Source organism: Faecalicatena contorta (assembly GCF_021531895.1).
In the GTDB taxonomy this organism is placed as follows: Bacteria; Bacillota; Clostridia; order Lachnospirales; family Lachnospiraceae; genus JAFBIX01.
The window spans coordinates 48,816-73,096 of the sequence record NZ_JAFBIX010000007.1 but is presented as its reverse complement, the minus strand read 5'-3'; the positions used below and the strand labels follow the sequence as shown (position 1 = coordinate 73,096).

Here is a 24,281-nt window from a genome sequence, read left to right as displayed (position 1 = left end):
AATCGTGACAAAATGATTAAATCCTGGAAAGTTCTTCCCTGATCCGTACTTCTGTTCCCATCAAAGAGCCTTGGACCATCTCCGGCTTACCGCCGCCTCTGCCGCCAAACGCACAATTCAGTCTTTTGCTGATCGGGCGGACATCTTCTGACCGGCTGCCAATCACATAGCGGTATCCATCTGAATCCGTCCCGGCAAAAACAGCACATATTTTTGCGCTCCGGTCAAGAAGAAGATTCATCAATTCTCTTGGCGCATTGCCGGATAGTCCGGAATCAAACACCATTACAAGTTCGGAATCAACCGGAATCTTCTGTGCCTGATAAGTTAACAATTTCTGCTGAAGTGATGCCACCCGTCCTTTCAGGCTGGCCTGTTCTTCTTTCAGATGCGAAACTACATCAGCCACCTCGTATTCTTTGGCGCAAAGCAAAGCAGAGATAGCCTTAGTATTCTCGTCCTTAATCTCATAATCCCTAAGAGCACGGGAACCACAGAGCATCGTAATACGCTCTCCGCCTTTGTAATTGGCCATATTAACTAGCTTGATGATACCGATCTCACCAGTTTTATCAACATGGGGTGCACAGCAGGCACACACATCATATCCTGGAACTGTTACAATTCGGACTTGACCTTCAATCTCAATCTTGCTTCGGTATTCCAGATTCTTTAACTCCTCTTTGGAAGGATATGTCACCTGAATATCCAGATTTTGAAATACTGCGCGGTTTGCTTCCTGTTCAATTTCTTTCAATTCTGTTCTGGAAATCGGACCATTAAAATCCATGGTACAATAATCACTTCCCAGATGAAATCCCACATTTTCATATCCAAATCTTTGATGAACCAGGCCAGACACAATATGCTCTCCTGTATGCTGCTGCATCTTTTCAAATCGTTCTTCCCAGTTCAATCTCCCGGTTATCATCTTTCCCACTTCCAAAGGAGCCTTTACCGTATGAAAAATAATCCCTTCTTTTTCATGAACGTCCGTTACTTCTACATCTTCCAGATATCCCGTATCCGCGTACTGACCACCACCTTCGGGGAAAAAAGCAGTCTGATCTAACGCCACACGATATTGCTCCCCATTATTCTCACAGGCAAGAACTTTCGCCTGAAATTCTTTCCTGTGACTATCCTGGTAGAATAACTTCTCCGTCATATCTTACATCCTCTCCGGTGCTTCAAATCCAAGCACATCAATACAAGACTCCAGAACCTGCTTCGTAAGTACGAGCAACGCAACATAACTCTTCTGTACCGATTCATTTTCTTCTGCAAGAATCTTTGTCTCATGGTAGAAACGGTTAAATGCATTGGCAAGGTCATAAATAAATGCACAAATCTTGTGAGGAGCCATCTCTTCAAAAGCATTCTCTATCACTTCATTATATTTTAATGCCTCCAGCATCAGTGCCTTCTCACTGTCATTATGTGCTGCTTCTATCTGCAGACCGTCCAGTGCCTTTCCTTCTGCCTGATATTTATTCAAGATTGATTTAATACGTACGATCGTATATAAGATATACGGTCCGGTATTGCCCTCAAAGGAAGTAAAGCGGTCAACATCAAACACATAATCCTTTGATGCCTGGTTGGACAGATCCCCATACTTAATTGCAGACATTCCTACGACCTTTGCCGTTGCCTGCGCTTCTGCTTCTTCTACCGTACGGTTATCCGTAATCTTCTTATACATCTCTTCTGTAATCTCGGCGATCAGATTCTCCAGACGCATTACACCGCCTTCTCTGGTTTTAAATGGCTTACCGTCTTTTCCATTCATAGTACCAAATCCCAGGAACTGAAGATCTGTCTTTTCTGGAACAATTCCAGTCTTTTTAGCCGCACGGAACACCTGAAGGAAATGCAATTCCTGACGCTTATCAGCAATATAAATCACCTGATCCGGATGATAATCCTGTACACGCTGCACCAGTGTTGCCAGATCTGTTGTTCCATAAAGAGATGCTCCATCAGATTTCTGAATCATGCATGGAGGAATCTCCTTCGTATCTGTCTCTTCCTGCACGTCAATGACGAGGGCACCTTCATCCACATGGGCAAATCCTTCTTCTTTCAGTCTTTCTATCATATCCGGAATATATGCCTGTGCATCAGATTCCCCTTTCCACAGATCAAATTCCACATTCAGATTCGCATAATTCTTCTTAAGATCTGATACAGATACCTGCATAATATGATTCCAGATTGCCGTATATCCTTTATGCCCATTCTGCAACAGATATGTTGCGTGCAACGCCTCTTCCCGGTAGGCCTCATCTTCTTTAGCTTTCGCACTTGCAGTTGGATAGATCTCTTCCAGCTCACCAATAGTAAAAGGTGCTTCTTTCGGATAATTTCCCTCAAAATCTTCATCAAAATAAGGAAGCTCCGGCTGGCGCCTCTTTAATTCCGTAATGATCAGCCCCATCTGATATCCCCAGTCACCCAGATGAATATCTCCCAGGACCTTATGTCCCATCTTTCTGGCAATACGCTTCACACTTTCTCCAATAATTGCAGAACGAAGATGTCCAACATGAAGAGGTTTTGCAACGTTTGGTCCACCATAGTCTACCACGATCATACGCGGATTCTCTGTCTTCTCCAATCCAAGAGATTCCTCGCTCTTCATCTGATTCAGATAATCCGCCACAAATTTCTTATTCAGCTTCATATTAATAAATCCTGGATTCACAGCATTTACTTCTTCCAGATATTTGCTTTCTTTTAGATTGTCCACAACATCATTAGCGATCATTATTGGTGCCTTACGATATGTCTTCGCACCTGCCATCGCACCATTGCACTGATACTCACACAGATCCGGACGATTTGACAACGTAACCTTGGCATAAGATTTGTCATACCCCGCTTTTTCAAATGCTTCGGCAAGCTCTTCGGCAATTAGATCCATCATTTTCTTCATATGATATCCTCCTAGTCTTATCTATCTGATTCTCATTCTAAAATTACATAACTAATGCATTTACTTAGTTATTCTAACACAAGGCTTTCCTTGCAACAACCTAATATTCAAACTCTTATTGCAAAAAATTCCATTATATGTTAATATAACAATAACAATTACTATTATTATTCAAAGGAGGATTTTTATATGAATACACGCGTATTCCGCAATTTATCATACGGCGTTTATGCCGTTTCCACACTGGATGGCGAACGCAATACTGGATGCATTGCTAATAGTATCATGCAGATCACTTCATCTCCTGCAACCATTGCAGTCAGCATGAATCATGACAACTATACCAATTCTTGTATTGCCAAGACCGGAAAATTCGCAGTCTCTATTCTCTCAGAAGAATCCGATGCCGCTTTAATCGGACGATTTGGATTCCAATCCGGAAAAGATGTCAACAAATTTGACGGTATAGATTTTTCCATCAAGGAAGGACTACCTGTTATCAATGATTCCTGTGGCTATATCGTCTGTAAAGTCATTGATAAAATGGAAACTTCTACCCACACCGTTTTTCTTGGTGAAGTGATTGACTGTGACACCATTGGTTCTTCTCCTGCCATGACTTATGCTTATTACCATAATGTAGTCAAAGGTAAGAGTCCAAAGAATGCACCTACCTATCTGCCGGAAGAAGACAGCAAGCCAGAAGCGGCTGCCACACAATGGGTATGCAGTATTTGTGGATATGTATATGATGGCGAGATTCCTTTTGAAGAATTACCAGATACTTATACTTGTCCAATCTGCAAACAGGGAAAAGAAAAGTTTACCAAAAAATAAAATGTCTTTTATCTTGACATTCTAAACAGTTCGTATTATTGTATTATATAAATAGTACAATAATGCGAACTTTTTTATTGAAAAGGAGTGAATACAATGCCTTGGAACTTGGATGACAACCGTCCCATCTATCTTCAATTGATGGAGCGTATCCAACAAGATATTATATCTGGAGTCTATGGCCCCGGAGATAAACTTCCTTCAGTCAGAGAACTTGCCCTGGAAGCCTCAGTGAATCCAAACACCATGCAGAAAGCCCTATCCGAGCTGGAACGCAGTGGCCTTGTCCATTCTCAAAGAACAAGCGGACGTTATATTACCAGAGATGAACAGATGCTGAAGCAGCTAAAACACGACCTTGCTTTCCAGCATATTCAGGAATTTATGGAGAAAATGAAGCAATTAGGCTTTGCAGAGGCGGAGATTTTCCAGCTTCTCCAAGAAGTAATATCTAATACAAAGGGGGAATAATGATATGAATCCTATTTTAGAATGTCAGGGACTTTCAAAACAATATAAGAACTTTTATGCATTGAATAATCTAAATTTATCTTTAGAGAAAGGGCAGATCGTAAACGCTTTATTTCGGGAGGTATTCAGATGTTAAGGAAATTAATCAAATACGACCTGAAAGCCCTGAACCGCTTTCTGATAATCATTCATTGCTTTTTAATGATCTTCGCAGTTTTAACCCGCTTCTTCCTTACAGGACGGATTACTGATCTGGAAGGCAAGACCAATGGTATCTTGCTTGCGTTAACCATAATCCTCTATGTCATTCTGATTATAGGCGTGACCTTTGGAACTTATATCGTCATCGGAATTCATTTTTATCAGAATCTATTCTCCAATGAGGGATATCTGTCCCGTACCCTTCCTGTTACCTGTGGACAGCATCTTTTGTCCAAGACGATTACTGGAAGTGTCTGGGGATTTATAGACACTGCCTTGGTAATGGCTGCAATGTACATCACCATAGCTACTCCTGCTGTCGTAAACTTTTATCAAGAAAACCGGGCAGAATTTCTGGACATTTTGGGGTTGAACGAATATTCCGGCAGCTTTTCCATCCTGATCCTGTTCTTTGTACTAAGCCTGATTATTGATGTTTTATCGAACATCCTGATGCTGTATGCCTCCATCGCACTTGGACAGCTTTTTTCCGGGCACAGAATTCTTGGTGCTGTAGTAATGTACTTCGTATTGACCACTTTGCTTTCGCTTTTTGCTTTCGCCGTTATGCTGATCTTTGGAATCTTTAATGATGCCTTTGCATCATCATTGATCAACGATGTGTCTCCGAATCCTCTGGACTTTCTTTCTCACAGCCTGGCATTCGGAACTGTACTGTCTTTCATACTTACGGTAGCCTTATATATCGTAACGTACTTTTTAATGAAACGAAAGATCAATCTGGCCTAACAGACAAAAACCACTTGGATTAGAACCATATATAAGATGGTTCCAACTCCAATACTCAACAAGTTATTCCGCTTCCATACATGGAGACCGGCCGTGACTGCTACTGCAATGGCTTCCGGGACTCCATGCGGAGCTGTTAGTACTGGAGTCGTTTTCAGACAATATACAACTAGCATTCCTATCACCGCCGGTGTCAATACCCTTCCAAGATATTGAATAACCGGCGGTATTTCTTTTCCTTTTGGGAAGAGCAGGAATGGCACAAGACGTGTTGAAAAAGTAGCCGCTGCCACAACTAATATAATAAGAAATGATTTTGCAGCACTTATTGGCATATGTCATCCTCCTTCCCTTCTAAACGCGGTTTTATCATAAAGAGAACCAAAATAATCAAAATCATAGACGGAAGTACAAAGCTGTCTGCTCCAAAAACCTGCAGACAGATAACTGCTGCTGCAATTCCAATCACTTCTGGAATCCGGTTCTTCTTGTCCATCCATTGCTCCACAAAAATCACCACAAACAGAGCAGTCATGGCAAAATCAATACCTTCTGAATTAAATGGAATCAAAGTTCCGGCAAGTCCGCCGATTGCCGAACCAATGACCCAATAAGACTGATCCATAATAGAAATAGCAAATAAAAACTTATCTTCTTCTACCCCTTCCGGTATTCTTGTGGTACAGAGCAGAGAATAAGTCTCATCCGTCAGTCCGAATATCATATACCATCGCTTTTTTCCCATTTTATTAAACTTTTCCAACAATGATATTCCATAAAAAATGTGCCGTATGTTCACCATCAGCGTCATAAATATCACTTGCAAAAACGATACTCCCGGCACAAAAAAATTAACCGCAAGATACTGCCCCGACCCCGCATATACCAACAAACTCATTAATACTGCCCATAAGAAAGAATATCCTTTCTCAGCATACATTACCCCAAATGCAATTCCGATAAACAGATAACCAGTCAATACTGGAATCGTATATGGAAATGCTTTTTTAAACGCCTCTTTATAGCCAGACATATCTTTTCCTTTCTTTCGTTCCCACGCCCGTCACCGTATCTATCCCGGATGCATCGCATCAGAGACGAAATAACAAAAAAAGAGCCAGACCACTGCACAATCACAGGGATCTGACCCTCATTCAAACTTCTCTCAGCTTCCAGTAGAGTCTTCATAAGCATTTTTCAAATCTGTCAGCGCTTCCTGTAATAAAGCATCTGACTGAACTGCCTCATGATACGCAGTCTGTGTCTCCTCTAAAAGTGCCTGTACATCTTCATGCTGTGCAATCTCCTGAATAAATGCATTGATTTCTTCATCCTCTGGCGATGCACTGACCTGATACTCACCTTCCGCATCCTTCGCAACATATACGGTACCAAGCCCCGGAACTTTCGTATATATATCCTTTATTTTCATATCATACCTGACAAATGCCACATAGGTATCTTTGTATTCCCCCAGCTTTGTATATACGATAATATCATCATAAGAATCGGCAAAGCTAGATTTTTCACCCAACGACCGGTAATACCTCTGTACCACTTCGGTCACTTCCGGATATTTCTCCTGTTGAAGTGGATTCAATTCCATGCTTTCGCATCCCGCATTCTCCACTTTCACATCTCTGGAATTTATCTTCTGTGCTTTTTGGACTTTTGCTTCTGTGAGGTTTGCTTTGACCAGTCCGCTAATGAGTACCAACAATAAGAGGACAAACAAAATCGTTCCCCGCACATGCCTCTTGTACCTTGCAGAATAGCCTTTTTTCTTTCCCTCCATAAAGACTACCTCCATATGCACTTAAAAAATACACACCCGGGCGGATTCGAACCGCCGCTCCCGCCTCCGGAGGGCGGTGCTCTATCCCCTGAGCTACGGGTGCATAAACTCTACTTATGGAATCAATATAGTCCATAAGACAACTTATATGAAATTGCAACTGTTATATTAACATATTTATTCCATAAAGTAAAGGAAATGATCTCGACAAATCTCACATTTCCTTTACTTTTCTTGTTACAATATTAGTTTTTTCTTTTTCCGATCGAAATAATATGCCTGATTAGAGAGAATCTCATCTTCCGCCACCTGTGTCTCATTTATCTCCTTCACAAGGCGGCTTAATTCCCCCTGTGAGATTGATTCGCTTTCCGGGATAATTATGACCTCATGAACACTGCTTGGAAGCACATAGTAGTTCTCCTTCAGATAGTTACCTATCATCTGAAGACAATTATCATACAGAATTACCGTTGCACCATAATTATGGGCCTGGTTACTCAAAACAAACATAAAATCCTTTACTTCTTCATCTAGATTCCCAGTAAGATGTTCAATAACCGATTGCATTGTCTGTAATTCACTCGGAAGAAGTCTCCAGGTATTCTGACAGGCGCGGTGATAAATCTCAGACGACGTAACATCCCACATTTCAAGATGTTCATTGCGAATCATCATAGATGCCATGCCATAGGTATTTATTTCCAGCAACACATAGAATACAATCGCAAGATCCAGATAATCTTCATAAGGTACATTTTCTAATAATTCTTCATTTGCTTCCCGGTTAATCAAGTGATAGATAATCTTTCCCTTTACTTTATTATAATCCTTAATAAATTCACCTTCCCAGGAACGCTGAAACCTAACCTCACTATATAGTTTTAATATATCACCTGCAATCGCATCTACCGAATCCCCTTGCTGAAATTGCTGGTAATATTCTTCCAAATAGATAGTCGGAGAAATATTGATTCCTCTTTCTGCAATCGTCAGTCCTTCTCTCTTCGTACCATTATTTTTTACTGTTGTGTGAATATATACAGATACGTTGTCCTTTACTCCCTCCTTTACTTTTCCTTCTACTGCACGGATAAATTGATAATATGTCATTCTTCTCCTTTCCTTATGCAGCAATAAATTAAGTATGGAAAATGGCAGGAAATCTGCCTCTGAAAAAAGATAAAATATTATGGTAATACAATTATAAAAAAGCCTTGCATCAATTGCAAGGCTTTTCGTTCGACAAATCTCATCATTATGCTCTGGACAGATATTCTCCAGTACGTGTATCAATCTTAATCGTCTCTCCCTGATCTACGAACAATGGTACCATTACCTGAGCGCCGGTCTCAACGATAGCTGGTTTTGTAGCACCTGTTGCTGTATTACCTTTTACACCTGGCTCTGATTCTGTGATCAGAAGCTCTACAGTAAGAGGTGGCTCAATTGAAAATGGATTACCCTGATAAGAAACGATCGTTACTTCTTCATTCTCTTTGACAAACTTCAGAGAATCACCAACAGTATCTTTGCTGACCGGAATCTGATCATAAGTTTCCTGATCCATGAAATAATACAGATCTCCATCATTATACAGATACTGCATTTTCTTTCTCTCGATATAGGCCTCGTCATATGTCTCTGTAGGACGGAATGTTCTTTCTACAACACCTCCATCAATGACATTTTTCAGCTTGGTACGAACGAATGCTGCACCCTTTCCTGGTTTTACATGAAGGAACTCTAATACCTGATATACATTTCCCTCAATCTCTAATGTCATACCATTTCTAAATTCGCCTGCGCTTTTTTTAGCCATTATATAATCCTCCTTAAATTGTGCCCCATATGGCACTTTACGTTCTTTTCACTCTATTCATTCTATAATAGATTATGCCTTTTTTCAACCTTTTTTTACCCGCTAAAAGTGGATTCTACCGCTGTTTCAGGCTCTTTTTGTAGAAATACAGCACAATCTTCTCCAAATATCTCTTTAATACAATCTGAATCTCTTCTTTCGGATGAATCGGTTTAACCAGAATATTACGGATTCCAGCACGTTTCGCTCCCCACACATCGGTAAAAAGCTGATCTCCGATGAACAATGAATTACTTTGATCTGTGCCCATGATCTCCATCGCCTTTTTGTAATTTTTTGTAGATGGCTTATGGGCGTCATAGACATAATCTACCTGAATATCTTTATTAAACATCTGGACTCTCGGTTCCTGATTATTAGAGATCAGACAACAGCAAAATCCTATCTTCTTCAGCCGCTCAAACAGTGCCACTGCCCTGTGGTCAGCCGGCGCCCCGTGAGGAACCAATGTATTATCAATATCAAAAATCAGGCCCCGGTAACCTTCCTCATATAATTTTTCAAAATCAATCACATACGTAGACGCTACATAAGCATCTGGAAAAAACATATCAAACATTATTTTTCATCCATTTCTGTCAGACGCTGAACCAGTTCTTCACAGATCTGAAGAACCGTCTTATTATCAGTATTAATCACAATATCTGCTGCTGCTTCATATTTTCCTCGGCGCTGCTCCATCAACTCTGAGATACCTTCTACATTCTTTCTTCCGCGCAATACCGGACGATCATCACTGTCCTTGACACGCTCATAGATAATTTCAGGACTTGCCGTTAAGAGCACCACTCTTCCATTTTTCTTCATCTCTTCCACATTACGTTCCCGAAGTGCCGCTCCTCCTCCACAGGAGATAACCGTATTTTTATGAGCCTGCATCTCGATCAGAAGATTCGTCTCCAGATCTCGGAAATATTCTTCTCCATAGGTAGAGAAAATATCCGGGATACTCATTTCTTCACGTTCTGCAATCACCCTGTCCATCTCTACGATATCCATATCAAACATGATACTCAGATAATCTGAAATCGTAGACTTTCCTGCACCCATGAACCCAATCAACACAATATTATAATCAAATAGTTTTCTTGCCTGGATTCTCTTACTATTTCTTAAAATACAGTGGAATACATCAAATATCTCATCCCTGTATTTGTTATCAACAAGCTTTGCTTCCAACCGTCTCTTTTGCTTCTCTTCCTGCTGTGGCTGAAGAATTGGCATTCCATATTCTTCTTTATACGCCATAATCTTTTCTACAATGGAGTTTCTCTCAACTAAGGCATCAATAATCTTGTCATCGCACAGCCCGAGTTGTTCTCTGTACATCTCTAAGTCGTTCATCCTTCTCTTCTCCTACTTTCTAACTAACCATACGCACGTGTGTATTATAGCAACAATCCACAGGTTGCGCAAGATTTTCCTTTGACAACTCCATTAATAACTTTCCAATGTTTTCTTAACATCCTGTCTGAATGCCTGCCAGGCTGCCTCATTTTCTACAAAATATTTAGGACAGTTCTTCCCGGTCACATCATAATGCCGAATAACATCCTCCTCGTTCAGATCAAATTTTAGACATAACCAGGCACAAAGCTGTACCATAGACTGATAAGTAGCATCGTTGAACTCTCCCGTATCATCCGGGTGACAGCATTCGATGGAAACAGTATCAATATTCCGGTCATTGGAGGCATAAGCTACTTCCCAGGTCGGCACACATTGTACAATCTCACCTTCCAGACCTATCACAAAATTACTGCTGACTTTGGTATCATGTCCGTCCTTCAGGCTCTCAAAATAATCTCGGTTTTCCATGGCAGTTGCCCCTGGATTGGCCGTATAATGAACAACGATTCCTGTAATTTTATTCGTCTCTATTCCCGGTCTGGAATAAGGATTCACCGTCAGCAGTGCCACATCAATATCCGGCTTCAGAGCCTCTATTCTGTCATTATCCAATTCCATATACTGGTCTGTAAACCAGGAAGGCTTTGCAATTCTTAATATAATGAAAAGAACGAATAGCACGACTAATAAGAGCAGGCCCAGACGTATATTACGCTGGACCCTTCTTTTTTGCTGTGCTTCAGTCAGTTTTCTATGGTATCTTCTTTTTCGCTTCTTCATGAGTCTTCTCCGTTTAACGTTCTTGCATCTGAGTATACCATAACTTTTTTATGTATTCATGAAGACTTTCTTAAAAACCGATAAAATCCTCTTAAACTATGAATTTGTAAGTCGTTGTTGTATCGTATTTCTCTCCTGCTTTCAAAACCGGTCCTTCAAAATGCTCTTTATGGATAGCATCCGGGAAATACTGGGTCTCCAGACAAGCGGCCTGACGCTTCTCATATACTGTACCTTCCTTACCTTGTTCATGCTCAAGGAAATTGCCTGTATAAAACTGCACTCCCGGAAGATCTGTAGATACTTCCATGGTAATTCCAGTCTGTTCACAATACATCTGTGCGATCTTACGCTCGCCCGTACCATTCAATACCCAGTTGTGATCATATCCCAGGCCGAATTTCAGAGCTTCATAATCCATATCGATCTCCTTGCCGATTGCCTTCATCTGTCGGAAATCCATAGGTGTTCCCTCTACCGGAACGATCTCTCCCGTGGGAATAGACTCTGCATCCGCTCTGGTAAACGCATCTGCACAGATCATAACTTCCTGATCAAGTATCGTTCCGGACGCATGTCCTGCCAGATTAAAATAGCTGTGATTCGTAAGATTCATTAATGTATCTGCATCCGAAACTGCCTGATAATGAATCTTTACTTCATTTTCTTCTGTCAAAGTATAGGTCACATAAATCCTGGCATTTCCTGGATATCCCTGATCACCATCCGGACTGTAAAGATAGAATCTTACATGACTGTCATCTGCTTCTTCCACTTGCCACATTCTCTTATTATAGTAATCCCTTCCGCCATGAAGAGAATTCTGATTATCATTCTGCGTCAGATGATAAGTCGTTCCATTCAACTTAAACTCTGCCTTTCCAATCCGATTCGCAACTCTGCCGACCGTTGCTCCCAGATGGACCGTACCATTTTCATAGCCTTCTACCGTATCATATCCCAACACTACATCCAGAAGACAACCATTCTTGTCCGGAACTAAAACTTGTACCAAAGTTGCACCATAATCAGACACAACAACTTCCATTCCATTCTGATTTTTCAAAGAATATTTTACCACATTCTCTCCTTTTGCTGTTGTCCCAAAATCACTTTTCATTCTCATACCCTCTTTTTCTTAATCGTGAAGAGACAGGCGGACCACAACCGTTGTACCTTTCTCTTCCTTACTGAAATATTTATTCCATAATCTAAACCATATATCATTTTGATTCTATCGTCAACATTATTTATACCGATTCTACTAAAAAAGCCATCCACTTCTACAATATCTGTAAAGCGGATAGCCTTTTATAAAAATTATTATATTTTATTCATCTGTGCTATAGTTTGGTGCCTCTTTTGTAATATGAATATCATGCGGATGACTCTCTTTCAGAGAAGCAGCAGAAATCTTAACAAACTTGCCATTTCTCTTCAAATCTTCGATTGTCGGAGTTCCACAATAGCCCATACCGGAACGAAGTCCACCCATTAACTGGAATACCGTATCTTCTACAGAGCCCTTATATGCGACACGTCCTTCTACACCTTCCGGTACCAGTTTCTTCGCATCGGACTGGAAGTAACGGTCTTTGCTTCCGTTCTCCATCGCTGCGATAGATCCCATTCCACGATATACTTTATACTTTCTTCCCTGATACAGTTCAAATGTTCCCGGGCTCTCGTCACATCCGGCAAAAATGCTTCCCATCATGCAGACATTGGCTCCGGCTGCGATAGCCTTTGTCATATCGCCGGAATACTTAATACCACCATCGGCAATAATCGGAATTCCATACTTGTCTGCTGCCTCATAGCAATCCATAACTGCAGAAATCTGCGGAACACCAATACCTGCCACAATACGTGTCGTACAGATGGATCCTGGACCAATACCAACTTTCACAGCATCTACACCAGCTTTGATCAAAGCCTCTGTTGCCTCACCTGTCGCTACATTACCCGCAATCACCTGAAGATCTGGGAATTTTGATTTTACCATATCTACAGTTCGGATGACATTGGCAGAATGCCCATGAGCAGAATCCATAACAACAACATCAACCTTTGCGTTCACAAGTTCCTGTGCTCTCTCCAGACAGTTTGCTGTAATTCCGATCGCTGCACCACAGAGCAGACGTCCCTGGGAATCCTTTGCGGATAATGGATATTTGATCTGTTTTTCAATATCTTTAATTGTGATAAGACCTTTCAAATTGAAATCCTCATCTACAATCGGAAGTTTTTCTTTTCTTGCTTTTGCAAGAATCTTCTTTGCCTCTTCCAGAGTGATTCCTTCCGGTGCTGTAATCAATCCCTCGGAAGTCATAGATTCTTTAATCTTTTTAGAGAAATCTTCTTCGAATTTTAAATCACGGTTTGTAATAATACCTACCAGTTTTCCATTTTCAGTAATTGGCACACCTGAAATTCTGAACTTAGCCATCAGATTGTTGGCATCTTCCAGAGTATTCTCCGGTGACAGATAAAATGGATCTGTGATAACCCCATTTTCGGAACGCTTTACCTTATCAACCTCTTCTGCCTGCTGTTCGATTGACATGTTTTTATGAATAATACCAATTCCTCCCTGACGAGCCATTGCAATGGCCATACGATGTTCTGTTACCGTATCCATACCTGCACTCATCATTGGTATATTTAACTTGATTTTTTTTGTTAAATAAGTTGATAAATCCACCTGATTTGGAATTACTTCTGAATAAGACGGAACTAAAAGTACATCATCAAACGTAATGCCTTCTCCGATTATCTTTCCCATGATTGTCATCCTCTCTTTCTCTCTCTTCAATTTTATGATTATCTGCTATAATAACTAATTTGTATATCACTTGTCAACATATTTCGTCCGCTTTTTTCTTTTCAGACAATTTATTTGCGAATAACTTTACGTGGCGCCATCAGGAAGAATCCTTCCACAATCGTCTCATTTGGCTCAAACAGAATCTTCTTTACCTCACCCTGATTCGCTGTTATCAGAGCATACACTCTTGCCTGTCCAGTTCCCGAACTATAATCATAGACCTTTGCATTCTGATACTGACGCAACTCCACTGCATCTGCCGGCGCCAGCATCTCCAGATCAGATACATTCATCGAAAATACTCTTTTTCTTTTTGACTTATTCATAATCTTGTCAATATCCAGATCGCCATTCACATATAAGTATTCATACTCAACTTTCAGCCGATGGAACATGAATATATCAAGCCCGATTAACAGAACTGGTACCAGAATAATAATCGGATAATAAAGCACTGCCAGAATAGATACAATTGTCACCGCAATCAGTATCGCTTTCGTCATCATATCTTTCATATCTGGTTTTTTCTTCACCAATTGTTCAGTATAATAGTCGCTCATTTTTTCTTCCTCCAAAATTTTAATTAAAGATATTGTAGCACATTTTAGGACAAAAAGAAAACTCCTCACAAGAGGAGTTTTCAAAATTTTCACACTTTATGTGTATCTGTTTACATCATGCCCATTCCGCCGCCTGCACCAGCTGGCATTGCCGGGGTCTCTTCTTTGATATTGGCAACAACAGACTCCGTTGTCAGAAGTGTAGATGCAACACTTGTTGCATTCTGAAGCGCACTTCTTGTTACCTTAGCCGGATCAAGAATACCACTCTCTACCATATCTACATAGTTCTCTGTCAATGCATCGAAACCAATACCTGGCTCTGATTCTTTTACTTTATTGATGATCACAGAACCTTCCAATCCGGCATTTGCTGCAATGTGGTACAATGGAGCTTCCAGAGCTTTCAGGATTACATTCGCACCTGTCTTCTCATCACCTTCCAGAGTATCTGCAAGAGCTGCAACCTCTTTTGTAGCGTGGATATATGCAGAACCACCTCCTGCAATAATACCTTCTTCAACAGCTGCTCTTGTTGCTGCAAGTGCATCTTCCATACGAAGTTTTGCTTCTTTCATCTCTGTCTCTGTTGCTGCACCAACACGGATTACAGCTACACCACCTGCAAGTTTTGCAAGTCTTTCCTGAAGTTTCTCTCTGTCGAAATCAGATGTTGTCTCTTCAATCTGCATCTTAATCTGAGCTACACGGTCAGCGATTGCTTTCTTATCGCCCATACCATCAACGATAACTGTGTTCTCTTTCTGTACTTTTACAGATTTTGCACGTCCAAGTTGATCCAGAGTAGTCTCTTTCAGATCCATTCCCAGTTCATCAGAGATGACCTGTCCGCCTGTCAGAATAGCAATATCTTTAAGCATTTCTTTTCTTCTGTCACCATAGCCAGGAGCTTTTACAGCAGCTACATTGAATGTTCCACGCAGTTTGTTCACGATTAACGTAGTAAGTGCCTCTCCTTCTACGTCCTCTGCAATGATCAATAATCTTGCACCAGACTGTACAATCTGCTCTAACAATGGAAGAATCTCCTGAATATTAGAAATCTTCTTATCTGTGATCAAGATATATGGATCATCCAGAACAGCTTCCATCTTATCCATATCCGTTGCCATATATGCAGATACATATCCACGATCAAACTGCATACCTTCTACCAGATCAAGTTCTGTCTTCATTGTCTTGGACTCTTCGATTGTGATAACTCCATCGTTAGATACCTTTTCCATTGCATCTGCAACCATCTCTCCAACTTCTACATCGCCTGCTGAGATTGCTGCAACTTTTGCGATCTGATCTTTATCTCTTACTTTACTGGACATCTTAGCAATTGCTTCAACCGCTGCATCTGTTGCTTTCTTCATACCTTTACGGAGAATAATCGGATTAGCACCTGCTGCCAGGTTCTTCATTCCTTCATGTACCATAGACTGTGCTAATACAGTTGCTGTTGTAGTACCATCTCCGGCAACATCATTTGTCTTAGATGCAACTTCCTTGATTAACTGTGCTCCCATATTCTCAAAAGCATCTTCCAATTCGATCTCTTTTGCAATTGTAACACCATCATTTGTAATCAGTGGTGCACCGAATGATTTGTCAAGAACAACATTACGTCCTTTTGGTCCAAGTGTTACTCTCACTGTGTCTGCCAACTGGTTAACTCCTGCTTCCAATGCGCTTCTTGCTTCTGCGCCATATTTAATTTCTTTTGCCATGATAAATCTGCCTCCTATACTCTATTAAAAATCTTTTCTATATTCATTATTATTGACTGTTCTTTATTCACAGATGGCAAGAATGTCATCCTGTTTTACAATAATATATTCTTCGTCTTCAATCTCTACAGTTGTTCCTGAATATTTAGAATAAATAACCTTCTGTCCAACTGCAACATTCATTGTCACTTCTTTTCCATCAACTGTTCCACCTGGTCCAACAGCAATTACTTCTGCCTGCTGTGGTTTTTCTTTTGACTGTCCAGGAATGACTATTCCTGACTTTGTAGTCTCTTCTGCAACCAACTGCTTTAATACAACTCTGTCTCCTAATGGTACTAATTTCATATTTATTCCTCCTTAATTATATCCAAAGATTTGTCAGCACTCACAAAAAGAGAGTGCTAAAAGACTCTAGATATAAAATAGCACTCTCTTTCTACTTTGTCAACACACTTTCTATTTAGTTTACAAGTTTTTTATAAAATCCATTTCGAATCTGAAACTTCAATATCTTCCCCGATTTATTCCAATAACGTTCTTTGATGAATCCATTGCACCCAATATTTCCGTTTGACGTCTCAATATGGCATTCATAGATTCCATCCAGTGAAAATATCGGAAGTTCTGTCTCCTCTGATAGAAAATATATGCATTCTTCGTCTGGATTATACGTAATGATTTTACAGCGATGAGAAGTTTCATCAAAATATCCGTCTTTAAGTACCATTCTCGACATTCGAAGCTCTGCCGGACACTTTTCGTACATATATATTTCTCCTTTCCTATTGATACCCCGCCGAGATATTACAGCTAAACTCAAATAAGGGTATCAGTTGCCCGATACCCTTTCTACTCTGACTATTTCATACGTTCTGCTTTGATATGTTCCAATTCTGTAAATACATAATCATTAACAACTTTAATGTAGGTTCCTTTCATACCGGAAGAACGTGATTCAATTACGCCGGCACTCTCGAACTTACGGAGTGCATTTACAATTACAGATCTCGTAATTCCAACACGATCCGCAATCTTGCTTGCAACCAGAATTCCCTCGGTTCCGTCAAGTTCATCAAAAATATGAATGATAGCTTCTAACTCTGAATAAGATAATGTACTGATTGCCGACTGTACAATATGTTCTTTTCTGGTCTCTTCGGCACTTTCTTCATTCACCGAACGAAGCATCTCCAATCCTACAACTGTTGCTCCATACTCACTCAAGATAATATCATCAATCTCATACATCTGTTCTTTTTTATAGATAAATAAAGTACCCAGGCGCTCTCCTGCGATATCAATCGGCGTAATAATTGCCTGATATTTTTTCACTGCATCTTCAGAAAAACCTAAGGTCTGCAGATTCACATTCTCTTTGGTTGACAAGATACTCAAAAGTCGCTCATTTAGCATATCATCAATATGTTTCCCGATTTCCTGCTCAATCAATTCTTTAATATAAGGTACATTGTCACATTTGCTTCCCCCAAGTACCTTTCCCTTTTTACTTACGACTAATACATTCGAATCTAAAATCTGCGTAAGCACTTCACAAATGTCATTAAATACAACTTTACTCGAATTGTTGTTGTGCAGTAATTTGTTGATTTTTCTGGTTTTATCTAACAATTGTACGCTCATTGACATTCCACCATCCTTTAATTGATATATTATCATACAATTCTAGAAGTTTCAATTAATTTCCTGAATTTCCTAATTATTTTTGTTATTTTCTTTATTTTCTACATATCCACACTGCTCATCACCGCAGAGAAGCTTATTCCCTTTCTCTACCATATATTTTCCACACCTTGGACATTTCTTTGTAGATGGTTTCTGCCATGACATAAATTCACATTCTGGATTGTTCTCACATCCGTAATATTTTCTTCCTTTTTTCGTCTTTCGAATTACCACATCTTTACCACACAACGGACAAGGAACACCTATTTTCTCTAGGTAAGGCTTTGTGTTACGACATTCTGGAAATCCCGGGCATGCCAGAAAACGTCCATGTGGTCCATATTTAATGACCATATTTCGTCCACACTGATCACAGATGACATCCGTCACTTCATCTTCGATTTTCACTTGTTCCTGTTCTTTCTCCGCAATCTCTACTGCTGCCTCCAGATCAGGATAGAAATTCTCAATAATTGTCTTCCAATTCACTTTACCTTCTGCCACACCGTCCAAAAGGCTTTCCATATTGGCTGTAAAATTCACATCCACAATACTTGGGAAGGATTGCTTCATAATATTATTCACAACCTCTCCAAGTTCCGTCAGATACAGATTCTTATTCTCTTTTGCCACATAACGTCTTGCAATAATGGTAGAAATCGTCGGTGCATAAGTACTCGGACGTCCAATTCCTAACTCTTCCAATGTCTTTACCAAGGTTGCTTCTGTATAATGTGCCGGTGGCTGTGTAAAATGCTGTTTTGTCTCAAAACTTTCCTTAGAAAGAACGGAATCCTTATCCAATCCTTTCAGCAATACATTATTTTCTTCTTTTTCTTCTCCTGCTTCTGTGTATACCGTTCGGAATCCTTCAAATGCAATCTTGGAAGCCGCCACTGTAAAATAATACTTTCCAGCTGCAATCTTCACAGATGTGGTCTCATATCTTGCGGGCTGCATTCTGCTGGCAACAAAACGCTTCCAGATCAACTGATACAAACGGAACTGGTCTCTGGTTAAGGAATCCTTCATTGCTGCCGGAGTGCGTGTCACATCCGTCGGACGAATTGCTTCGTGGGCATCTTGAATAATCTTATGCCCATCTCCAGACTTCGCCTCATTTACAGCCACATAATCCTGTCCATAACTTGAAGCAATATATTCACGCACGTTGGCATCTGCCTCTTCAGAGACACGGGTGGAATCGGTACGAAGATAAGTGATCAGACCTACCGTTCCATTTCCTTTAATATCAATTCCTTCGTATAACTGCTGGGCAATCCTCATTGTCTTAGCTGTTGCAAAATTGAGCGCTTTAGATGCCTCCTGCTGTAAAGTACTTGTCGTAAAAGGTACTGGTGACTTCTTCGTTCTCTCACCCTTTTTTACATCTGCCACTGAATAGTCTGCATGCTCCAGATCCTTCATGATTGCATCCAGCTCTTTCTGAGAATGAATCGTCATCTTCTTATCTGTTCCATAGAACTTAGCTGTCAGAAGCTTTCTCTCTCCCTCTACCTTCAGATTCGCATCCAACGTCCAATATTCTTCTGGAATAAAAGCATTGATCTCATCTTCTCTGTCTGCAATGATTCGAAGTGCTACCGACTGTACACGTCCGGCACTTAATCCTCTCTTTACCTTTGCCCATAAAAGCGGACTAATCTTATATCCAACAATTCGATCAAGAATTCTTCGTGCCTGCTGTGCATCAACAAGATCCATATCGATTTCTCGCGCATTTTTCAGAGATGCTTTTACCGCATTTTTTGTAATCTCATTAAAACTGATTCTGTACGTCTTTTTATTTTCCAATTTCAAAGCCTGACTCAGATGCCATGAAATTGCTTCTCCTTCACGGTCCGGGTCAGTTGCGAGATACACTTTATCGGCCTTCTTCACTTCCTTGCGAAGGTTGGCAAGAATCTCTCCTTTTCCCCGGATTGTAATATACTTCGGCTCGTAATCATGCTCAACATCAACTCCAAGCTGACTCTTGGGCAGATCTCTTACATGTCCGTTTGATGCGGTCACCACATAATTACTTCCTAAAAATTTCTTGATGGTCTTCACTTTTGCTGGTGACTCCACAATTACAAGATAACGTGCCATAAAATAATTTCCTCCATGAAAATATATCCACCGGTATCATCTACCGGAGCTTTACATAATAATTTTTAGATATTTCTTTCACATATCCTTTCATTTCCAGAGTAATCAGCTGTTCCAGGAGTTCCTGTACATTCAGTCCAGTCTCCTCTAATAGCTGACTCATTCCCTTTGGAAATAAACCGAGACAACTATACACCATATTTTCTGTACTTTCAAGCACTTTTTCATTTTTGTCAATTATTTGCCCTTGATTCACAATATTTATACCTAACTCAATCAATAAATCTTCCGGGGATATCAGGATTCCTGCACCCTGACGAATCAAACGATGGCATCCCTGACTCATAGAACTCGTCACAGGTCCCGGCAAAGCATACACATCTTTTCCCTGCTCCAGTGCCATATCAGCCGTGATCAGCGACCCACTTTTTTCTTTTGCTTCTATTACAAGAACCACATCCGCCAGTCCACTGATGATTCGGTTCCTTTCAGGAAAATAAGCCGGCAACGGGGGCTGTCCGGGAATCTGTTCAGATATGATTCCTCCCTTTTGTTGAATATCCATATATAATCCAATATTCTCCCTGGGATAACAGATATCTACCCCACATCCCAGCACTCCATAGGTTGCTCCTCCTGCATTCAGCGCTCCTCTTTGCCCCGCCCCGTCAATTCCTCTCGCCATTCCGCTGATAATCTGTATTCCTTCTGAAGCCAAAGCCTCACCATACTCTAACGCAATCTGTTCACCATAGTGTGTACATCTTCTTGCACCTACAATTGCAACTGAAACCTGATTTTCCCTGGGAAGGCTACCTTTTACATAGAGTGCGTAAGGTGGCTGCGAAATATTCGTAAGCTTCTTGGGATATTCTTCTGAAAAATACGGAATCATCCGTATCCCTTGTTCCTGCAGTTTCTCCCAACACTTCTCTATCTCCCATTCTTTTTTTGATCTTAAAATAGTATCCACATCTCGACTTTCCAAAAAGTTCAGGAATCGCAGATGTATTTCTTCTATATTATATATAGTTTTTCCATCTCCATATTCTTCTCTCAACAGTCTTTTTTTCTTGTCAGATAACGGGCGAATTGCTGACAGCCAATATTCATACATCATTTACTCATTCACCTTCCCCAATACTTCTTTTCCATTGTTCGATATCCAATTGCCTCTTTCAGATGATGCTCCCGAATCTGCTCACTCATCTCCATATCGGCAATCGTCCGTGCAACACGTAATATCTTATGATAAGTCCGTGCTGTAAGTCCTAATACGTTAAATGCCTGCTTCATCAGACGTTCTTCTTTTGCTCCTAAGACACAATATCTCTGCAAATCCTTCGCACTAAGCATGGAGTTCGTCCTGATTGTCGTTTCCAAATAACGCAGGTTCTGAATCTCTCTTGCCTGACAGACTCGTCTGCGTATAGATTCCGAACTCTCTTGTCTCTCTCCAGCGCTTAATTCTTCATAAGAAATTCTTGGTGCTTCTACACAGATATCAATCCGATCCAAGAATGGCTGACTGATTCTGCCAAGATATTGCTGAATCTGTGAAGGAGTACATGTGCATTTCTCAAGATTCGGATAATTTCCACATGGACATGGATTCATAGCTGCAGCCAATGTAAAATTCGCCGGGAACACGTAATTCCCATGACTTCTGGTAATCCGAATCTGATGTTCTTCTAACGGTTGCCGTAGCACTTCCAGTACCGGCTTCTGAAATTCTGCCAATTCATCCAGGAACAGTACACCACCATGCGCTAAGCTGATCTCTCCCGGCACTGGGATCAGCCCTCCGCCTATTAGTGCAGCCTTTGTTACTGTATGATGTACGCTGCGAAACGGTCTCCCGGTAATCAGTGGATGTTCTTTATCTACCATTCCTAAGACACTATATATCTTCGTAATCTCCATACTTTCTTCCAGAGTCGGAGGTGGCAGTATGGTCGGGATTCTCTGGGCCATCATGGATTTTCCGCTTCCAGGCGGTCCCACAAGGAGCAGGTTATGCCCTCCTGCCACTGCCACTTCTGCTGCCCGCTTGACCGCCTGCTGTCCTTGAATATCACTGTAATCTACCAGCGTTGTTCCAAGTGGATTCTCCATTCCTTGCTTATGTTTAGAGTTAACATATTGCAATGCCTTCTCACCCTTCAGATAAGCGCATGCTTCTTTCAGATGTTCTACTCCAAGAATCTGCATATTCTCTACTAATGCTCCCTCCGACATATTTTGCTTTGGAAGAATACAGGCCTTACAGCCTTCCTCCCGTGCTTTCATCACAATCGGAAGAACTCCCGACACCGCCTGTACACTTCCATCCAGCCCCAATTCTCCTAGCACAAGAACATCTTTAAGCTTCTCTTCCGGGAATATTCCCAATGCAGCCAATAACGCCAGCGCGATCGGCAGATCAAAAGAAGCTCCCCGCTTTCTTACTGTGGCCGGTGCCAGATTAATTACCATCTTTTTCGCCGGAATACGAATCTCTGAATTCCGTACTGCAGTCCGTACCCTTTCCGAGGCTTCTTTCACCTCTGAAGACAGATATCCCACCATGTGAAATACTGGCAGTCCGTTACTTACATCTGCTTCCACGTGTATCAACTCTACATGAAGGCCGTGAATTGCAGCGGATAATACTGAACTAAATGCCATTTACGCACTCCTTTCTCTTTGCAATTATCAAATTATACTTTGGATGATTTGGACCGAAACAGTCCGATAAGATTTTTATCTAGAAAAAAATCGGGATAAGAGGATTCTCTTATCATAAATGTGAATCCATCTTATCCCAATCATTCAGCAATGTCAATTATTTTTTTATATGATTCTATGCATTTTTAGAAGGTGCCAGAACTCCGGCTCCGATAATCACAAGACATACGAAGATTCCAAGAAACAGGGAATCAAACGGCAGCCCCAAAAGATTACCGCCCAGCACTGCAATTGGTCCTGCGGCCATAGAGACAAGCACTGCCCAGGATGCCACCTTCCCTTTGGCAAATAAAGCACAGGTAAGCGGAATAAATACGACTGTTCCCCGAATTCCCATAGACAAGAATCCAAAATCATTGATAATTGCTCCTGGAACAACCAGAGCAATTGCCGCTGCACAACAGAGAATGACCACAATCGTAACTCTTGTTGTATATAACTTCTTCTTTACATCCGCCAGCTGCTTTGATATCTTACAGAAAATATCATTCACCAAGATCGTTGCCACACCAAGGGACAGACCCGCACCTCCGGCGATAACAGTAACCAGCAGTGTACCAAGTACTATTCCCCCGATAAACTTTGGCATATAATGCAGAACAAACGTCGGAAATACCTGCGAAGAACTTGCAATCTCAATCATTCCCTCCGGAATGCTCTTTCCCGCTTCTGTAAGCGCTGCAATTTCATTCGTCGTCATGCAATGATTTCTCATAAACATTCCAATAAATATACATGCAATTCCAATCGGCGGAATAAGTACTGCACTTAACATGGCACCTTTTCTTGCCTTACTGTCACTTTTGGCGGACCAGATTGCCTGGGCATAGGTCTGTGTTGCCAGTACTCCCAATAAAAGTGACAGGCCGGAACCCATATCTTTCAAAAATCCTCTGGAAAACAGACTGAAATATCTTGCTGACATATCTTCAGAAGCTGTAATCCCAGCCAATTCTCCTACATCCGTTCCCACAAGTGTCGCACGTAATTGATCAACCAAAGCACTGATTCCGTGACTGTTCGTCAGAACAATTCCTAATCCCAATATGGATGCGCCATAGAGCAGAATCAGTTTTACCACTCCACCCATTCCGGCGCCCCATGCACCACCGAACACCACATAAATCATCATAACTACGACAGATATCATAGCTGCCGGCAAGAAATCCATATGAAAAATGGTCGTCAAAAGTGCACAGCTAGACAATACCTGTGCAATCACGCTGATAAAAATACCAATGGAACACAATACAGATCCTGCATATTCAGCCTTCGCGCCATATTCTTTTCCGATAACTTCCAGCAACGTAATACTGCCGCTGTGCCGTAATGGAATCACATACCCGATTGCCAGAATCAGGCAGCCAATTCCAGATCCTAAAGTGAACCACCAGGCTGACATTCCATATTCAAAAGCCAGTTGTGCAGTCCCGATGGTCGCCTGACCACTGACCAGACTTCCCATAATGGCTCCACACACGATCCATGGTCCTGCCTTTCCTCCACCAGTATCAAAATCTGAGGCATCCGATACCATTCTTCCTGAATAGATACCTACGCCAATGATAATGGCTATAATCAGTATAATTCCTAACAGATTCCATATTCCAATGTCCAATGTTCCTTCTC

General features: G+C 41.0%; 24 protein-coding genes and 1 tRNA gene. 3 read left to right on the top strand and 22 right to left on the bottom strand.

What is annotated here, in order from left to right; all coding sequences use genetic code 11:
- Positions 1–16 precede the first annotated feature (16 nt).
- Together JQM81_RS03715 and argS are read right to left on the bottom strand one after the other, a co-directional pair.
- Entirely contained in the window at positions 17–1,168 is a 1,152-nt protein-coding gene (locus tag JQM81_RS03715) for an alanyl-tRNA editing protein (RefSeq protein ID WP_235232195.1), read from the bottom strand.
- Between the two features lie 3 nt (positions 1,169–1,171).
- Complete coding sequence (argS, locus tag JQM81_RS03710) at positions 1,172–2,938, bottom strand: arginine--tRNA ligase (protein ID WP_235232194.1); 1,767 nt, start codon at positions 2,936–2,938, stop codon at positions 1,172–1,174.
- Positions 2,939–3,127: 189 nt separating this feature from the next.
- Between argS and JQM81_RS03705 the strand changes: the two genes are divergently transcribed.
- From JQM81_RS03705 to JQM81_RS03690, 3 genes are all read left to right on the top strand, one after another.
- The gene (locus JQM81_RS03705; RefSeq protein ID WP_235232193.1) at positions 3,128–3,775 is read left to right on the top strand and encodes a flavin reductase; all 648 of its coding nucleotides are present in this window, start codon (positions 3,128–3,130) and stop codon (positions 3,773–3,775) included.
- 96 nt (positions 3,776–3,871) lie between these two features.
- Positions 3,872–4,246, top strand: coding sequence for a GntR family transcriptional regulator (locus JQM81_RS03700; RefSeq protein WP_235232192.1), 375 nt, complete (start codon positions 3,872–3,874; stop codon positions 4,244–4,246).
- A gap of 129 nt (positions 4,247–4,375) precedes the next feature.
- Entirely contained in the window at positions 4,376–5,197 is an 822-nt protein-coding gene (locus JQM81_RS03690; RefSeq protein WP_235232191.1) for a hypothetical protein, read from the top strand.
- Here JQM81_RS03690 and JQM81_RS03685 read toward each other — a convergent pair.
- From JQM81_RS03685 to JQM81_RS03590, 20 genes are all read right to left on the bottom strand, one after another.
- The gene (locus JQM81_RS03685) at positions 5,194–5,532 is read right to left on the bottom strand and encodes a branched-chain amino acid transporter permease (protein ID WP_235232190.1); all 339 of its coding nucleotides are present in this window, start codon (positions 5,530–5,532) and stop codon (positions 5,194–5,196) included. The two genes, JQM81_RS03690 and JQM81_RS03685, sit on opposite strands and share 4 nt — an antisense overlap.
- Positions 5,523–6,230 (bottom strand): AzlC family ABC transporter permease, encoded by a 708-nt coding sequence (locus tag JQM81_RS03680; RefSeq protein ID WP_235232189.1) that lies wholly within the window; start codon positions 6,228–6,230, stop codon positions 5,523–5,525. The genes JQM81_RS03685 and JQM81_RS03680 overlap by 10 nt, the downstream gene beginning before the upstream one ends.
- Before the next feature lie 132 nt (positions 6,231–6,362).
- The gene (locus JQM81_RS03675) at positions 6,363–6,992 is read right to left on the bottom strand and encodes a hypothetical protein (protein ID WP_235232188.1); all 630 of its coding nucleotides are present in this window, start codon (positions 6,990–6,992) and stop codon (positions 6,363–6,365) included.
- 31 nt (positions 6,993–7,023) lie between these two features.
- Positions 7,024–7,095: transfer RNA gene (locus JQM81_RS03670), tRNA-Arg, on the bottom strand.
- A gap of 134 nt (positions 7,096–7,229) precedes the next feature.
- Positions 7,230–8,105 carry a DUF5688 family protein gene (locus JQM81_RS03665; RefSeq protein ID WP_235232187.1) on the bottom strand — a complete coding sequence of 292 codons (876 nt, stop codon included), beginning with the start codon at positions 8,103–8,105 and terminating at the stop codon, positions 7,230–7,232.
- 145 nt (positions 8,106–8,250) lie between these two features.
- On the bottom strand, positions 8,251–8,814 hold the full coding sequence (efp, locus tag JQM81_RS03660; RefSeq protein WP_235232186.1) for an elongation factor P: 564 nt from the start codon (positions 8,812–8,814) through the stop codon (positions 8,251–8,253).
- A 115-nt stretch (positions 8,815–8,929) separates the two neighbouring features.
- Complete coding sequence (locus JQM81_RS03655; protein ID WP_235232185.1) at positions 8,930–9,433, bottom strand: YqeG family HAD IIIA-type phosphatase; 504 nt, start codon at positions 9,431–9,433, stop codon at positions 8,930–8,932.
- Positions 9,433–10,218, bottom strand: a complete 786-nt coding sequence (locus JQM81_RS03650; protein WP_235232184.1) for a shikimate kinase — start codon at positions 10,216–10,218, stop codon at positions 9,433–9,435. The genes JQM81_RS03655 and JQM81_RS03650 overlap by 1 nt, the downstream gene beginning before the upstream one ends.
- Positions 10,219–10,311: 93 nt before the next feature.
- Positions 10,312–11,004 (bottom strand): N-acetylmuramoyl-L-alanine amidase family protein, encoded by a 693-nt coding sequence (locus JQM81_RS03645; RefSeq protein WP_235232183.1) that lies wholly within the window; start codon positions 11,002–11,004, stop codon positions 10,312–10,314.
- Between the two features lie 91 nt (positions 11,005–11,095).
- A complete protein-coding gene (locus tag JQM81_RS03640) occupies positions 11,096–12,124 on the bottom strand; it encodes an aldose epimerase family protein (protein WP_331473053.1) in 1,029 nt (342 codons plus the stop codon).
- Between the two features lie 210 nt (positions 12,125–12,334).
- Positions 12,335–13,789 (bottom strand): IMP dehydrogenase, encoded by a 1,455-nt coding sequence (gene guaB, locus JQM81_RS03635; RefSeq protein WP_235232181.1) that lies wholly within the window; start codon positions 13,787–13,789, stop codon positions 12,335–12,337.
- A gap of 110 nt (positions 13,790–13,899) precedes the next feature.
- The gene (locus JQM81_RS03630; RefSeq protein ID WP_235232180.1) at positions 13,900–14,391 is read right to left on the bottom strand and encodes a DUF6106 family protein; all 492 of its coding nucleotides are present in this window, start codon (positions 14,389–14,391) and stop codon (positions 13,900–13,902) included.
- 110 nt (positions 14,392–14,501) lie between these two features.
- Positions 14,502–16,127: a chaperonin GroEL gene (gene groL, locus JQM81_RS03625; protein ID WP_235232179.1), complete on the bottom strand. Its 1,626-nt coding sequence runs from the start codon at positions 16,125–16,127 to the stop codon at positions 14,502–14,504.
- A gap of 63 nt (positions 16,128–16,190) precedes the next feature.
- The gene (locus JQM81_RS03620; RefSeq protein WP_235232178.1) at positions 16,191–16,475 is read right to left on the bottom strand and encodes a co-chaperone GroES; all 285 of its coding nucleotides are present in this window, start codon (positions 16,473–16,475) and stop codon (positions 16,191–16,193) included.
- A 115-nt stretch (positions 16,476–16,590) separates the two neighbouring features.
- A complete protein-coding gene (locus tag JQM81_RS03615) occupies positions 16,591–16,896 on the bottom strand; it encodes a hypothetical protein (RefSeq protein WP_235232177.1) in 306 nt (101 codons plus the stop codon).
- Positions 16,897–16,988: 92 nt separating this feature from the next.
- Positions 16,989–17,771, bottom strand: a complete 783-nt coding sequence (gene codY / locus JQM81_RS03610; protein ID WP_235232224.1) for a GTP-sensing pleiotropic transcriptional regulator CodY — start codon at positions 17,769–17,771, stop codon at positions 16,989–16,991.
- Positions 17,772–17,843: 72 nt separating this feature from the next.
- A complete protein-coding gene (gene topA / locus JQM81_RS03605; protein WP_235232176.1) occupies positions 17,844–19,925 on the bottom strand; it encodes a type I DNA topoisomerase in 2,082 nt (693 codons plus the stop codon).
- Between the two features lie 40 nt (positions 19,926–19,965).
- Positions 19,966–21,045, bottom strand: a complete 1,080-nt coding sequence (dprA, locus tag JQM81_RS03600) for a DNA-processing protein DprA (protein WP_235232175.1) — start codon at positions 21,043–21,045, stop codon at positions 19,966–19,968.
- Positions 21,046–21,053: 8 nt separating this feature from the next.
- Positions 21,054–22,592 (bottom strand): YifB family Mg chelatase-like AAA ATPase, encoded by a 1,539-nt coding sequence (locus JQM81_RS03595; RefSeq protein WP_235232174.1) that lies wholly within the window; start codon positions 22,590–22,592, stop codon positions 21,054–21,056.
- Between the two features lie 175 nt (positions 22,593–22,767).
- Positions 22,768–24,270: a sodium:solute symporter family protein gene (locus tag JQM81_RS03590; RefSeq protein ID WP_235232173.1), complete on the bottom strand. Its 1,503-nt coding sequence runs from the start codon at positions 24,268–24,270 to the stop codon at positions 22,768–22,770.
- Positions 24,271–24,281: the final 11 nt, after the last annotated feature.

Coding starts and splice junctions, on each gene's coding strand:
- codY (WP_235232224.1), bottom strand. CDS start 17,771: ATGAGCGTACAATTGTTAGATAAAACCAGAAAAATCAACAAATTACTG.
- JQM81_RS03680 (WP_235232189.1), bottom strand. CDS start 6,230: ATGTCTGGCTATAAAGAGGCGTTTAAAAAAGCATTTCCATATACGATT.
- JQM81_RS03675 (WP_235232188.1), bottom strand. CDS start 6,992: ATGGAGGGAAAGAAAAAAGGCTATTCTGCAAGGTACAAGAGGCATGTG.
- JQM81_RS03615 (WP_235232177.1), bottom strand. CDS start 16,896: ATGTACGAAAAGTGTCCGGCAGAGCTTCGAATGTCGAGAATGGTACTT.
- JQM81_RS03705 (WP_235232193.1), top strand. CDS start 3,128: ATGAATACACGCGTATTCCGCAATTTATCATACGGCGTTTATGCCGTT.
- JQM81_RS03630 (WP_235232180.1), bottom strand. CDS start 14,391: ATGAGCGACTATTATACTGAACAATTGGTGAAGAAAAAACCAGATATG.
- JQM81_RS03700 (WP_235232192.1), top strand. CDS start 3,872: ATGCCTTGGAACTTGGATGACAACCGTCCCATCTATCTTCAATTGATG.
- JQM81_RS03715 (WP_235232195.1), bottom strand. CDS start 1,168: ATGACGGAGAAGTTATTCTACCAGGATAGTCACAGGAAAGAATTTCAG.
- JQM81_RS03690 (WP_235232191.1), top strand. CDS start 4,376: ATGTTAAGGAAATTAATCAAATACGACCTGAAAGCCCTGAACCGCTTT.
- JQM81_RS03595 (WP_235232174.1), bottom strand. CDS start 22,592: ATGGCATTTAGTTCAGTATTATCCGCTGCAATTCACGGCCTTCATGTA.
- JQM81_RS03650 (WP_235232184.1), bottom strand. CDS start 10,218: ATGAACGACTTAGAGATGTACAGAGAACAACTCGGGCTGTGCGATGAC.
- efp (WP_235232186.1), bottom strand. CDS start 8,814: ATGGCTAAAAAAAGCGCAGGCGAATTTAGAAATGGTATGACATTAGAG.
- topA (WP_235232176.1), bottom strand. CDS start 19,925: ATGGCACGTTATCTTGTAATTGTGGAGTCACCAGCAAAAGTGAAGACC.
- dprA (WP_235232175.1), bottom strand. CDS start 21,045: ATGATGTATGAATATTGGCTGTCAGCAATTCGCCCGTTATCTGACAAG.
- groL (WP_235232179.1), bottom strand. CDS start 16,127: ATGGCAAAAGAAATTAAATATGGCGCAGAAGCAAGAAGCGCATTGGAA.
- JQM81_RS03620 (WP_235232178.1), bottom strand. CDS start 16,475: ATGAAATTAGTACCATTAGGAGACAGAGTTGTATTAAAGCAGTTGGTT.
- JQM81_RS03640 (WP_331473053.1), bottom strand. CDS start 12,124: ATGAAAAGTGATTTTGGGACAACAGCAAAAGGAGAGAATGTGGTAAAA.
- argS (WP_235232194.1), bottom strand. CDS start 2,938: ATGAAGAAAATGATGGATCTAATTGCCGAAGAGCTTGCCGAAGCATTT.
- JQM81_RS03685 (WP_235232190.1), bottom strand. CDS start 5,532: ATGCCAATAAGTGCTGCAAAATCATTTCTTATTATATTAGTTGTGGCA.
- guaB (WP_235232181.1), bottom strand. CDS start 13,789: ATGGGAAAGATAATCGGAGAAGGCATTACGTTTGATGATGTACTTTTA.
- JQM81_RS03645 (WP_235232183.1), bottom strand. CDS start 11,004: ATGAAGAAGCGAAAAAGAAGATACCATAGAAAACTGACTGAAGCACAG.
- JQM81_RS03665 (WP_235232187.1), bottom strand. CDS start 8,105: ATGACATATTATCAATTTATCCGTGCAGTAGAAGGAAAAGTAAAGGAG.
- JQM81_RS03655 (WP_235232185.1), bottom strand. CDS start 9,433: ATGTTTGATATGTTTTTTCCAGATGCTTATGTAGCGTCTACGTATGTG.